The sequence below is a fragment of the Geomonas anaerohicana genome, from assembly GCF_016458305.1.
GTDB classification, from domain to species: Bacteria; Desulfobacterota; Desulfuromonadia; order Geobacterales; family Geobacteraceae; genus Geomonas; species Geomonas anaerohicana.
The window spans coordinates 176,642-190,106 of the sequence record NZ_JAEMHL010000003.1 but is presented as its reverse complement, the minus strand read 5'-3'; the positions used below and the strand labels follow the sequence as shown (position 1 = coordinate 190,106).

The window sequence follows — 13,465 nt, the reverse complement described above, 5'->3', positions numbered from 1 at the left end:
GCGAATCAGATGCATCGACGCGAGGGAGCCCTGCCAAGATGAAACATCCACTGCGCATCCTGATCGTAGACGATTCCCCCGAGGACGCCGTCCTCATCGTCCGGCACCTGCAGAAGGAGTTCTCGCCCATCTACGAACGGGTCGAGACCCCGGACGAGATGAATGACGCGCTGGACCGCGGGGGATGGCACCTGGTCGTCTCCGACTACGTCATGCCCCGTTTCAGCGGTCTTGGAGCGCTGGAGCTCATGCACGAGCGCGGCATCGACCTTCCCTTCATCATGGTCTCAGGGCAGATGGGGGAAGATGCGGCCGTCGAGGCGATGCGCGCGGGCGCCCATGACTACCTGATCAAAGACCGCCTGTCCCGGTTCATCCCGGCCATCAAGCGCGAACTAAGGGAAGCGGTGGTGCGGCGCGAACGGCGCGTGGCGGAGGAAGCCCTTTCCGCGACGGAGGCACGTTTCCAGAGCCTGGTGGAGCAATCCCTGGTCGGCATTTTCATGCTGCAGGAAGACATCTTCATCTACGCGAACCCAAAGCTCGGCGCCATATTCGGATATGCCCCCGAAGAGCTGATCGAAAAGCGCAGCTTCGTGGACCTGGTCGTCGGCGAGGATCAGATCCGGGTACTGACCCAGTTCCTGCGCCCGCTCAAAGAGGGGAGCGAGCCGCTGCATTTCTTCTTCCGGGGTAAACGGCAGGACGGCGCCGCCATCGACCTGGAGGTGAACGGCACCAGGACCCTGATCAACGGCTCCGACGCCGTCATCGGCACCCTGCTCGACATCACCGAGCGCCGGCGCGCCGAGGCCGAACTGAGCAAGTTGTGGCGCGCGGTCGAACAGAGCCCGGTGTCGGTAGTGATCACCGACCTGCGCGGCTGCATCGAGTACGTGAACCCGAAGTTCATCGAGGTCTGCGGCTACTCCGAGCCGGAGCTGATCGGCGTGAAGACCAGCATCCTCAAGTCGGGCAACATGGACGACGAGTTCTACCGCGATCTCTGGCAGACCATCTGCTCCGGCAAGGAGTGGCACGGCGAGCTGCACAACAGGAAGAAAAACGGCGACCTCTACTGGGAGAGCTGCTCCATATCCGCGGTCAAGAACCCGGAGGGACAGATCACCCACTTTGTCGGCGTCAAGGAAGACATCACCGAGAGAAAGCTGGTCGTGGATCAGTTGCGTCAGGTCCAGAAGATGGAGGCCGTGGGGCAGCTGGCCGGGGGCATCGCCCACGACTTCAACAACCTGCTCACCGTCATCAACGGCTACAGTACGCTGTTGATCCGGGCCCTGGACGAGAAGTCGCCCATGCACAAGGAGGCGGAACAGATCCTGCGTGCAGGGGAGCGGGCCGCGGACCTGACCAGGCAACTGTTGAGTTTCAGCCGCCGCCAGATCATGGAGCCGCGGGTGCTGGACATCAACCGCCAGGTGAAGGCGGTCCAGAAGATGCTGGAGCGGCTCATCGGGGAGAACATCCGGCTGGTCACCGACCTCGCTCCGGACGCCGGGCTGGTAAAGATGGACCCCGGGCAACTGGAACAGATCGTCATGAACCTGGTGGTCAACGCGCGCGACGCCTCCGACACCGGCGGGGTGATCACGGTCGAGACGGCCAATTGCGAGCTCGGCGAAAGCTATACGCATCTGCATCCGGGCTCCCAGCAGGGCAGCTTCGTCCGGCTGAGCGTCACCGACCGCGGACAGGGGATGACGACGGAGGTGAAGCAGCGGCTTTTCGAACCCTTCTTCACCACCAAGGAGATGGGGCGCGGCACAGGGCTGGGGCTCGCCACCGTGTACGGCATCGTGAAGCAGTGCGGCGGCTACATAGAGGTGATCAGCGAGCCCGGGCAAGGGGCGCGCTTCGACATCTACCTGCCGCGCACCTTCCAGGAGGCGGAGTCCCAGGCCAAGCAGCATCTCGACGAGGCCATCGACACCGACCACACCATACTGGTGGTAGAGGACGAGCCCGGCGTGTTGAACCTGGTGGTGCACACCCTGAGGATGCGCGGGTTCCGGGTGCTGGAGACGACGGATCCCGAACAGGGTATCGTCCTGTTCGACCAGCACGCCGACGAGATCGACATGCTCCTGACCGACGTGGTCATGCCGTTTATGAGTGGGCCTACCCTGGCCGAACGACTACTGGCCAAGAACCCGAAGCTCAAAGTACTTTTCATGTCTGGGCACACGGACAACCGAACCAGCTTCGAGAAGACGCTGGAGAGAGGAATGCAGTTCCTGCCCAAGCCCTTTGCAAGTGACGCCCTGATCAGAAAGGTGAGGGACACGCTGCAGGGGACCGGGTCGCAAGAAGCGGCGCGGGCAATTCCAGGAGGTAGCAATTGAAAGGGAACATACTGATAGCCGACGACGAGGACATGATCAGAGAACTGATCAACATCACTCTGTCCAAGGAAGGATTCACGTGCTTCCAGGCCGGCAGTGCCGAAGAAGGTCTGGAAATAATCAACAGCCAGCAGTTGGACCTGGCGCTTTTGGACATCATGATGCCCGGGCGCTCAGGGATCGATCTCTTGAAGGATATCAAGCAGGTCACGCCGGACACCACGGTGCTGATGATCACCGCGATGAACGACATGGACACCGCGCTTTCCTGCATCCACAACGGTGCCGAAGACTACATCACCAAGCCCTTCAACCTGGACCGGGTGCTTCTGACCGTCAAGAACACCCTGGAGAAGCGGCGCCTGGTCATGGAGAACAAGGAATACCAGGCCAACCTCGAACTCAAGGTCCGAGAGCAGACCGAGGTGATCAGGGCCGTCATGGGCGAGATCAATCAAGCCTATGAGCACACGCTGGCGGCGCTGATCCGGGCGCTGGACGCGAGGGAAAAAGAGGTCGGTTCGCACTCGGAGCGGGTCATGGCCTACACCTGCCTGCTGGCGGAGAAAGCAGGGATCGGGCCGGAAGAGCGCATCATCATGGGCAAGGGGGCGCTTCTGCACGACATCGGCAAGATCGGCGTCTCCGACAACATCCTCTTGAAGCCGGGAAAACTGGATGACGAAGAGTGGAAGGTCATGCGGCAGCACCCGAAGATCGGCTACGACATCCTGGCCGGGATCAAGTATTTCACCGACGCCGCCGAACTGGTGCTGTTCCATCACGAGCGCTACGACGGCACCGGCTATCCCCACCGGACCGCCGGCGAAGCGATCCCAATCAGCGCGCGCATCTTCTCGCTGGTGGACACCCTGGACGCCATGACCTCGGACCGTCCCTACCGCAAGGCCCTCACCTTCCAGGCGGTCTTGGACGAGGTGGTGCGCTGCTCAGGTCAGCAGTTCGACCCGAAGCTGGTGGACGTGTTCCTCTCCATCCCCAAGGAGGAGTGGGAAAGGGCGGCAGGGAAGACGCTGTAACTGACTGTTAGTCATGGTCCCCTCCCCCCCTCCGGGGGGAGGAACCCTAGCGAGACAAGAAGAGCCGGCAGACCATCAGGTCGCCGGCTCTCTTCATTTCTCTGTCACTTTTGCTCTCCCACATCCCTTGCCCATTCGGTCCCCTCCCCCGGAGGGGGAGGGTCAGGGAGGGGGCAGCCGGTCGTCGAGCGGATGAGCATCCCCCCTCCTGACCTCCCCCCTCCGGGGGGAGGGACGCAAGGAAGAAAGCCCCCGAGGGCGATTGCTACGACGACTCGCCCGTCCCGATCCGGTAGCGCTCCAGGCGGTCACGCAGCGTGTTGCGGCTGATGCCCAAAAGCTTCGCCGCGAACACCTGGTTGTTGTTGCTCTTCTCCATGGCCATGTGGATCAGCGCCTTCTCCAACCCCATGTTGACGCTCTCGTAGATGGCGCCCTTGTTCTTGGCGCAGATGCCGTCGAAGACCGGCTCCAGCATGCTCCAGAACACCTCGTAGTAGTCATCCCCCACCACCTCGAGGTCCACTTCCTTGAAACCCGCCTTGGCGGTGAGGAACGACTCGAAATCGCCGGGGACCAGGATGTCGCCGCGGCAGAAGACGACGGCCGAGTTGATGACGTTCTTCAGCTCCCTTATGTTCCCCTCGAACTGGTGGTTCATCAGAAGCGCCATGGTGTCGGGGGCGACCCCTTTCACGTTCTTGCCGTACTTCTTGGCGAACTTTTTCACGAAGAGGTCGACCAGGAGAGGGATGTCCTCGACCCGGTCCCTGAGCGGCGGCAGGAAGAAATTCACCACGCGCAGGCGGTAGAAGAGGTCCATGCGGAAGGACTTTTCCTTGACCGAGGCCAGCAGCGAACGGTTGGTAGCGGCGATGACCCGGACATCGACCTTGATGGTCTCGTTCCCCCCTACCCGCTCGAACTCCTGGTTCTCGAGGACGCGCAGGAACTTGCCCTGGTTGGTGGGGCTCATCTCCCCGATCTCGTCGAGGAAGATGGTGCCGCCGTTGCATTGCTCGAACTTACCGATGCGGCGCGAATGGGCGTCGGTGAAGGCCCCCTTTTCGTGGCCGAACAGTTCGGACTCGAGCAGGGCCTCGGGGAGCGCCGCGCAGTTGACGGCCAGGAAGGGACGGTTCTTACGACGGGAGTTGTTGTAGATGGCGCGGGCAAGCAATTCCTTGCCGGTGCCCGACTCACCCTGGATCAGCACGGTGGCGTCGGAATCGGCGACGGTCCCCACCATCTTCCAGATCTCGATCATCTCGGGGGAGGAGCCGATCATCAGGTCGTCGGTGAGATCCTCCTCGGCCTGGGGCCGCTCCTTGGTATAGCGCACCTTGCGGCTCAAAAGGTTGCACTCCAGCGCCTTCTTGACCGCCCCCTTCAGCTTGTTCATGTCGAACGGCTTGGTGACGTAGTCGAAGGCGCCGTGCTTCATCGCCTCGATCGCGTTCTGGGTGGTCTTGTAGCCGGTGGCCATGATCACGGCGAGGCCAGGATCGATCTTCTTGGCCTCCTTCAGTACCTCGATGCCCGACTTCTGGGGCAGGCTGATATCCATGATGGCAACGTTGGGACGGTCGGCGATGACACGCTTCAATGCTCCTTCGCTGTCGCTTTCCAGCAGCAGTTCGTATTCCTCGCCCGTGAAGATCGCCTTCAGCATGAGCAGGATGTCGTGATCGTCATCCAGAATAAGCAGTTTAGCAGTCATGGCCGCCCTCCCGATGGGCTATTATAATCCGCGCCGACCCTTTGCCAAGCCGGGCGTATCAAGGTCTGTGTCAGTAGTGCAGGTTGATAGCAAAAGAACCGCCCTTTTTTGGAGAAGCGGTTCTCTTGGTTTACCTCTAAAGATCGGAACGATTACTGGTCGTCATCCTCGTAATCGTCATCACCGTATGCGTCAAGGTCGTCAGCGTCCTCGTCTTCCTCGTCGAACTCGTCGGCAAGGTACTGCGGACGGTCATCCTCTTCCTTTATCGCCTCAAAACGAGACAGGATGACGGGGTTGGTGCAGAAACGCCCTTCCTTGCAGGTGCACGTGTCGAGATCGCACAGATCAAAAAGCTGGATCTCGCTGCACAACCTTTTGGTACTAGTATCCATTTCTTACCTCTAAAGAATTGCGGTCAATACTTTTATCGCCCTGGAGCGTGACAACTTTAGCAGAAATTCCTATCAGGACGATCAATCCTACAACAAAAAACTACCCGTTGACAAATGATGCGGCAGCGGCCGGTTCCTGTGCCTTTTCAACCAGGAAATCGGTTGCGGCCTTCACGTCGGCCTTGCAGCCGATGTAGATCGGCGCCCTCTGGTCCAGCGACTCGGGAACGATGTCGAGGATCGGGATACTGCCGTTGCTGGCGGCGCCGCCGGCGTGTTCGACGATGAACGCCATCGGGTTGAGCTCGAACAGCACGCGCAATTTGCCGTTGGGGGAACCCTTGAGGGCCGGGTACATGAAGATCCCCTTCCCTTTCATCAGCACCTGGTTGATATCGGGCACGAAGCCGCCGGAGTAACGGAGCTTGCACCCCTTGGCCTCCAGGTGGCGGATGAACTTCTCGTCGCCGTCGTTGTACTTGTTCCTCAGGCCGCCGGGAGCGTAGATGTTCCCCTCTTCCTGCATCCTGATGTTCTCGCGGGTAAGGGTGAATTCCATCAGGTTGTTCATGGTGAACTCGTGCACCCCGTCGCCCACGGTGTAGACCAGCGAGACCCTCGGTCCGTACAGGATGTACATGGCGGCGACCTGGTTGCGCCCCGGCTGGAGCAGGTCGCACCCTTCGTAGATGGAAACGATGGTGCCTACGGCGAGGTTGACGTCCACCAGGGAAGAGCCATCCAAGGGATCATAGGCGACCGAGTAGAGGCCGTCGGCGGAAGCCTGGGCCTGGTAGATCTCGTCCATCTCTTCGGAGGCGATGTTGCAGACCACGCCGGAGTGGATCAGGCGCTTTCTCATGATGCGGTCGGAGAGCACGTCGAGGGCAAGCTGCTCCTCGCCGTAGAGGTTCGAAGTACCGGCGACGCCCAGGTCACCGGTGCGCACCGCGTTGATGACGTATTTGCTGGCCTCGGCAATCTCGCAGATGAGGTGGACGAGGTTGTCGCTGATGTTCTGACCGCGCAGATGACGGCGCAGTTCTATCTGGAATTTCGACGTTCCCGGTGCAGCAGGCATAGGTCCCTCCAAGATTAAATTAAAATTATTTTACGACCCGGTAGATTATGTCAAAAAAGGTTTCAACGCAAGGAAAAAAAGGCGTAAACAGGGAAGCTGCGACCACGAGATTGGTAAACAAAATTGCCCACATAGTGAGAGCAATAAGTTACGACTATGATGCCCCTTCTCCCTCTGGAAGAGGGGGATAGTAAGAGCAACAAGTTGTGACTTTCATGTCCCCTCTCCCTCTGGGAGAGGGTGCCCGAAGGGCGGGTGAGGGAGGCGCCACGAAGTGTGTTCAGTGCCATCAGCAGCGCCCTCACCCCGTCCCTCTCCCAGAGGGAGAGGGCGTATGACTGTAGCAGGTTGCACTGTCACAACAAAAAAGCGCCTGCACTCGTAAAAAGTGCAGGCGCCCAATGAGTTCCCTCCCCCGGAGGGGGAGGGTTAGGGAGGGGGGCCTTTAGACTCGCTCAGACAACCTCCCCCCTCCCAGCCTCCCCCTCCGGGGGGAGGAGTGGTAGATCCCCTTCCTTATGCGACCCAGTCGTCATCCTCCTCGACCGGTGCGAAGCCGCGGCGCATGGTGTTCTCGGTGACCACCCTCGGATCCATGAAGTGCAGCAGGTAGTCGTGCCCGCCCGCCTTGGTGCCGACGCCGGACATCTTGGAGCCGCCGAAAGGCTGACGGCCGACGAGAGCGCCGGTGTTGTTGCGGTTCAGGTACAGGTTGCCGACGCGGAACTGGCGACGGGCCTGGGCCAGGTGCTCCGGACTCCTGGAGAAGACGCCGCCGGTGAGGGCGAACTTGGTGGAGTTGGCCCACTCGATAGCCTGGTCGAAGTCCTTGGCGCGCATCACGGCGAGGACCGGTCCGAAGATCTCTTCCTGGGCGATCCTGTGCTCCGGCTTGATGCCGCCGATGATGGTCATCGGCACGTAGAAGCCGCCGTCGCTGGGCACCTTGCTCTCGTAGAGCACATGCCCTTCCTTCTTGCCGATTTCCGCGTACTCCTTGATGGTCTTCATCGCCTTGTCGTCGGCAACGGCGCCCATGTAGTTGGCCGGATCCTCGGAGGGGCCGACCAGGGTCGCCTGCGCCATGGAGACCAGGCGCTCGACGAACTTGTCGTACACCGCGTCGAGCACGATGACGCGGGAGCAGGCCGAGCACTTCTGCCCCTGGAAGCCGAAGGCAGAGTAGAGGACATGCGGCACTGCCTCGTCCAGGTCGGCGTCGTCGTCGATGATGATGGCGTTCTTGCCGCCCATCTCGCAGACGATCTTCTTGACGTTCTCCTGGCCCGGGTAGACCTTGGCGGCGCGGTCGATGATCCTGAGACCGACTTCCATGGAACCGGTGAAGGCGATCAGGGAGACATCCGGGCTGTCCACCAGGTAGTCGCCCATGACGGAGCCGCGGCCCGGGGTGTAGTTGAAGACGCCTTCCGGCAGGCCGACTTCGCGGAACAGTTCCACGATGTGGTAGCCGATGACGGAGGTGATGCCGGAGGGCTTGAACACGACGCAGTTACCGGCCACGATGGCGGCGGAGGTCATGCCGAGGCTGATCGCCAGCGGGAAGTTCCACGGTGCGATGACCGCGGCGACGCCTTTCGGCTCGTAGAAGTAGTGGTTCAACTCGCCCGGCGCGTTGCCCACGCGTTTCGGGGTGCCCAGGGTGATCATCTCGCGGGCGTAGTATTCGAGGAAGTCGATCGCCTCGCAGACGTCGGCATAGGCCTGGTCCCACTGCTTGCCGATCTCGAGTACCTGCCAAGCGGAAAGTTCGAAGATGCGGCGGCGCGCCACGGCGGCGGCCTTGATCAGGTACTGGGCGCGGTCCTTCGGATCGGTGTCGCGCCATGCCGGGAAGGCCTTCTTGGCGGCCTGAATGGCGTCGCCCACTTCCTTGGTACCGGCCTGGCAGATGACACCGATGGTCTCGGACGGCTTGTTCGGGTTCACCGACGCGATGGTGTCGGCGGTCTTCACTTCCTTGCCGTTGATGAAGAGCGGGTAGGTCTTGCCGAGCTGCTTCCTCACGGCGGCGATCTCGCTCGGGAAGGCGGCGCGGTGGTCGGCGCGGGTGAAGTCCACCATGGCCTCGTTGTAGAACGGCTTGAGGCCGCCGGGGCCCTTGGCTTCCGGTTTCTTGGCGGCGGCGCGTGCGGCGCGCTCGCGCTGGGCGGTGACCTCCGGGTCCTCGAGCAGGCGCTCGATCTGTGCGTCCTCGGCAAAGCTCTGGCGCAGGAAGGACTCGTTGGCGGTGTTCTCCAGCAGGCGGCGCACCAGGTAGCCCATGCCCGGCACCATGTCGCCGTACGGGCAGTAGAGGCGGATGCGGCCGGCGACCTTCAGGATGCCCCTTCTGACCGGCTCGGCCATGCCGTAGAGTACCTGGAACTCGTAACGCTCGTCGGGAACGTTCAGTTCCTTCGCCATCTCCATGACCGCAGAAATGGTCCTGATGTTGTGGGAAGCGCAGGCGAAGTGGCAGATGTCGGAGCTCTCCAGGATCATCCTGGCCTGACGCTCGTAAGCAGCATCGGACTCGGCCTTGATGGTCCAGACGGGGATCGCCCAGTCGTTCTGCTTGGCCTTGACCGTTTCCATATCCCAATAGGCGCCCTTCACCAGGCGGATGGAGATCTTCACGTTCTTCTGGCGGGCCCAGGCGAGCAGTTCCGGGAGGTCCTTGTCGGTGTCAACCAGGTAGGCCTGGAGCACGATGCCGAACTGGTCGTAGTTGGGGAACTCGAGCTTGAGGCGCTTGTAAACCTCGATGATGATGTCCTTGTGGCGGTAGGACTCCATGTCGATGCAGAGGAAGCCGTCCAGTTCCATGACCTTCTTGGCAATCTTTCTGACGCGGTCGAGGATGGCGACCACGGAGCCTTCGAAGTCCTGCGGGTTGGCGAGGCAGAAGAGCGCGGTAGGTTTCACGGCCACGTTGACCTTCGGTGCGTGTCCCCAGTCGAGGTTCGCGTCGCCGCCCTTGCCCGGCAGCGGTTTCCAGTCCTTGTATTCCTTCTTGAGCGAGTCGAGCAGCTCGAGGTAGGTGTTCATGTAGATGTCCGCTTCCTTCTCGGAAAGCGTCGCCTCACCAAGCACGTCCACGACGAACGCGAAACCGTCTTTCCTCAGACGCTCCATGTTCTTGATGGCTTCCTTGGTGTTCTCGCCAACGATGAACTGGCGTGCCATCTCCTGGATGTTGGTGGTGAGGAACTTGTTCAGCACCGCACCGCCGAAGGAGCCGAGCATGCCCGCCACCTTGGCGCCGGTGGAGAGGACCGGCGGCATGTCCTTCTCTTCGCCGAAGTATTCGCGGATGTGGTCGGTGAGGAGCTTGCCGGTGGTGAGGGACGGGAAGACGTCGACAAAGCGGAACATCTGGATCTTGAAGGTTTCGTTCTGCATGCTCCAGTCCATCACCTTGCCCATCCAGGCGCCCTTGTTGAAGAGTGACGGCTTCTCGCCGCTGATGGTGGAGAAGAACTCCTTGCCCCGCGCTATGACTCTGTTGTTCAGTTCGGTGTTGTTCATCCAAAGGCTCCTTTATTACAGGTTGTTCCAAGAGGAAATCATAAACGTGTACAGCTAGAGCACAAGCTGTGCCATCGAGTATACGATTTCGTTCCTGGTGGAGACGTGGAGGCGGCAGCTAGGATCTGAACTGCCGTAGAGGGAGGTGCTTCATCCAGCTAAACAGCCGGAAGTATTATAGCATTGCTGGGGCAAAAGGTAATGTGGAGTGACAAAGTAATTCGAGAGAGAAGCAGAAGCGTTGGTTATTTGGGAATAGATGGGGAAAAGAAGAGAGAACCACAAATATGCAGCAACGCATAAAGCTTCCCATTGGTCCCCGCCCCCGGAGGGGGAGGGTCAGGGAGGGGGTAGATTTTGAGGCGGGTGAGATTTGGAGGCACCGCAAGCCCCCCTCCCAGCCTCCCCCCTCCGGGGGGAGGAGCTATCCGATACCGTGTTTTTTCAACTTCCTGGCGATGGTCGATTGGTTTACCCCCAGCGCCTCGGCCATGCGCACCTGGTTGCCGTGCGTAGCCAGCGCCTTCTCCAGAACCGCCTTCTCCACCTTATCCAGCGTCTCCTGCAGGGTCACCTCGTCGTGCCACACGCCCCCTACCCCGGTCGACGCTGCACTGCCGGAAACGATCTCCGCAGGCAGATCCTTGACATCGATAAGGTCCGTTTCCGTCATGACCACCAGCCGCTCGCAGATGTTCATCAACTGCCTGACATTGCCAGGATAATCGTAGGCAAGGAGCGCGTCCGAGGCGGCGCGGGTGAGACGCTTGCGGATGGAGTCGCGCGCTCCGAATAGGTCAACGTAATGCCGGATCAGCGGCAGGATGCAGTCGCGCCGCTCCCGAAGCGCCGGCACGTGGATGGGAATGACGTTCAGGCGGTAGTACAGGTCGAGCCGGAAGGAGCCATCCTTGACCATCTGGTCAAGATTCCGGTGCGTTGCCGCCAGGATCCTGACATCGAGCGTGCGCGCCTTGGTCCCGCCAAGCCGCACCACGCGGCCGTTTTCCAGGAACCGGAGCAGCTTCACCTGGGCAGCCTGCGGCAGTTCCGCGATCTCGTCCAGGAACAAGATGCCGCCGTCGGCAAGCTCGAGATAGCCGGGTTTGCCGCTGACCTGCGCGCCGGTAAAGGCGCCCTTCTCGTAGCCGAACAGCTCGGATTCAATAAGAGATTCCGGAATGGCACCGCAGTTGATCTCGATGAGCGGCTTGTCGGCCCGACTGGAGTTCTTATGAATCAGTTCCGCGATGAGCCCCTTGCCGACGCCCGATTCGCCGAGGATCAGCACCGTCGAGTTCACCGCGCTCACCTTGAGCGCCTGCTTCAGCGCGTTGACCATGAGCGGGCTGCGGGCGATGACGCTGCGCGAGGCGAGGTCCGCCTGCTGCATCTCCAGCATGTGGCTGCGGAACTGGTCCCTGAGGGCCTCCTGCTCTTCCAGTTCGCGCTGCAAGTTGTCGATTTCCGTGACGTCCCGCTCGCTGACCACCACCCGGATCACCTTGCCGTTCGCATCCAGCACCGGCGTACCGGTGGAGATGAGCTTGCGCCCCTGCCGGTTCTGCAACTGGCTCACCACCTTGCCGGTGGTGAGAGCTTCCAGCGCCGCGGAGCGGTCGATGAACCCCTGGTCCAGTAGCTCGTGCATGTTTTTGCCGATAACTTCCGCGGCGGTGATGTTGTTGATCCGCTCTGAGGCCGGGTTGATACGGATAACAACAGCGTCGGCATTGCAGATCCAGAGCCCGTCTGACGAGGAATCGATGATGGCATCGAGCTCCCGTGTCAGATCCTGGAACGCGCGCATCTGCCGCGCCATCTCCTCCAAATCGAGAGCCGCCATGATTCCAGTTGTAGTTTCAGTCATAAAAATCTCCGGCAGAAATAAAGCCCGCAGCCATTATGCATGTTTGCATTACAGTATGCAACCAGGAATACAACCGTGGCGATTGTGTGAGGTTTGACGTTCAAAAACAGGCTGTGGTAATTTTAAGGACACTGCCGGAGTAGCCAGAATGCAGAGAATCGAGGTGAAGCGAAATGTCTTCGATAACTGAAGAAGAACTTAACAGTAAGGGAATTACAGCAATAGAAACGGCATTGATGAAGGAATCCGCAGCTATCATAACGGTACACGGGAAAGAGCGTTTTATAGTGGTGCCAATAAAATATTTCCACTACCTTCGCGAGTGCGAACTGGAGGCAGCTTTAGCACAAAGCAAGGCCGACTTGGATGCAGGACGATTCGTAGTATCGCCACCGGAAGAGCATTTGCTGAGACTTCGAGAGAATGACGAGCCTTGAGTAGCCGGCAGTTGAGGTGGATCAAGCCCTCATCGAGCGGTAGGCATGGATCGAGTAGAGCACCAATCCGGCCCAGATGAACAGGAAACTGATCAGGTGGGTGTGGGTGAAGGTCTCACCGAAGAGGGTGATGGCGAGCAGGAAGTGCATCGTGGGGGTGATGTACTGTAAGAAGCCGATAGTGGCCAGGCGCAGCTTCTTCCCGGCGGCGGCAAAGAGCAGCAAGGGAATGGCGGTCACGACTCCGGACATCGGGATCAGCATGTCCAACGTTATGCCGTGGGTCAGGAAGATCCCCGTCCCCTTCTGATTCAACTGCACCAGGTAAAAGAGCGCAAACGGCATGAGGAGCAGGGTTTCTACGGTGAGCCCCACCAGCGGCTCGACGTGCAGCACCTTGCGGATCAGACCGTAGAGTCCGAAGGAGAGCGCCAGCAGTAGCGAGATCCACGGCATGCTGCCGTACTGGATGGCGAGATAAAGGACGCCCGTGAAGGCAAGAGCAAGACTGATCCACTGCGGACGCTCCAACCGCTCACGCAGGAACAAAAAGCCGAGCAGCACGTTCACCAGTGGGTTGATGAAGTAGCCCAGGCTCGACTGCAACACCTCGCCGACGCTGATGGCGTAAATGAAGACCAGCCAGTTAGTGGCGATGAGGATCGTGGTGACAAACAGGACGGCGAGGGACTTCGGCTTTTTGAGCACTTCGATCGTTGCCGGCCACGCTCCTTTCCACGTTATGAGCAGTACTAAAAACGCGAGCGACCAGACGATCCGGTGCGAGACCATCTCCAGGGGCGGGACGATCTTGACGCTCTTGAAATAGACCGGGAAGAATCCCCAGCAAAGGTAAGCCGCCAGTCCGTATATGACGCCCTGGCGGCTTTTTTGTGCAGCGGTGAGCTCGGGATGTTCGGTAAGGTTGCTCATGTGGCAGATGTCCTTGTACTAACGGGTCCGACGGCTCCTTCCTGCGAGAAGGAGCAGGTCCATTTCTCCTCCCCCCTCCGGGGGGAGGACGGGAG

9 protein-coding genes are annotated in these 13,465 nt (G+C 60.3%); 3 read left to right on the top strand and 6 right to left on the bottom strand.

Annotated features, from left to right (window positions below; genetic code table 11):
* Positions 1-38 precede the first annotated feature (38 nt).
* Entirely contained in the window at positions 39-2,363 is a 2,325-nt protein-coding gene (locus tag JFN91_RS07215; protein ID WP_199388539.1) for a PAS domain S-box protein, read from the top strand.
* Complete coding sequence (locus tag JFN91_RS07210; RefSeq protein ID WP_199388538.1) at positions 2,360-3,403, top strand: response regulator; 1,044 nt, start codon at positions 2,360-2,362, stop codon at positions 3,401-3,403. Before JFN91_RS07215 ends, JFN91_RS07210 begins: the two co-directional genes overlap by 4 nt.
* A gap of 265 nt (positions 3,404-3,668) precedes the next feature.
* Here the strand turns inward: JFN91_RS07210 and JFN91_RS07205 are convergent, their stop codons facing one another.
* From JFN91_RS07205 to JFN91_RS07185, 5 genes are all read right to left on the bottom strand, one after another.
* Positions 3,669-5,123, bottom strand: a complete 1,455-nt coding sequence (locus JFN91_RS07205) for a sigma-54-dependent transcriptional regulator (RefSeq protein WP_199388537.1) — start codon at positions 5,121-5,123, stop codon at positions 3,669-3,671.
* 152 nt (positions 5,124-5,275) lie between these two features.
* Complete coding sequence (locus tag JFN91_RS07200) at positions 5,276-5,518, bottom strand: hypothetical protein (RefSeq protein ID WP_199388536.1); 243 nt, start codon at positions 5,516-5,518, stop codon at positions 5,276-5,278.
* Positions 5,519-5,618: 100 nt separating this feature from the next.
* Positions 5,619-6,599: a class 1 fructose-bisphosphatase gene (locus tag JFN91_RS07195; protein ID WP_199388535.1), complete on the bottom strand. Its 981-nt coding sequence runs from the start codon at positions 6,597-6,599 to the stop codon at positions 5,619-5,621.
* Between the two features lie 516 nt (positions 6,600-7,115).
* Entirely contained in the window at positions 7,116-10,130 is a 3,015-nt protein-coding gene (pruA, locus tag JFN91_RS07190; RefSeq protein WP_199388534.1) for an L-glutamate gamma-semialdehyde dehydrogenase, read from the bottom strand.
* A 424-nt stretch (positions 10,131-10,554) separates the two neighbouring features.
* Positions 10,555-12,000, bottom strand: a complete 1,446-nt coding sequence (locus JFN91_RS07185) for a sigma-54 interaction domain-containing protein (RefSeq protein ID WP_199388533.1) — start codon at positions 11,998-12,000, stop codon at positions 10,555-10,557.
* Between the two features lie 173 nt (positions 12,001-12,173).
* Here JFN91_RS07185 and JFN91_RS07180 point away from each other — a divergent pair, with 173 nt between their 5' ends.
* Positions 12,174-12,437 (top strand): type II toxin-antitoxin system Phd/YefM family antitoxin, encoded by a 264-nt coding sequence (locus JFN91_RS07180; RefSeq protein ID WP_199388532.1) that lies wholly within the window; start codon positions 12,174-12,176, stop codon positions 12,435-12,437.
* Positions 12,438-12,458: 21 nt separating this feature from the next.
* Here JFN91_RS07180 and rarD read toward each other — a convergent pair whose 3' ends face one another.
* Positions 12,459-13,370: an EamA family transporter RarD gene (gene rarD, locus JFN91_RS07175; protein WP_199388531.1), complete on the bottom strand. Its 912-nt coding sequence runs from the start codon at positions 13,368-13,370 to the stop codon at positions 12,459-12,461.
* Between the last annotated feature and the right edge of the window lie 95 nt (positions 13,371-13,465).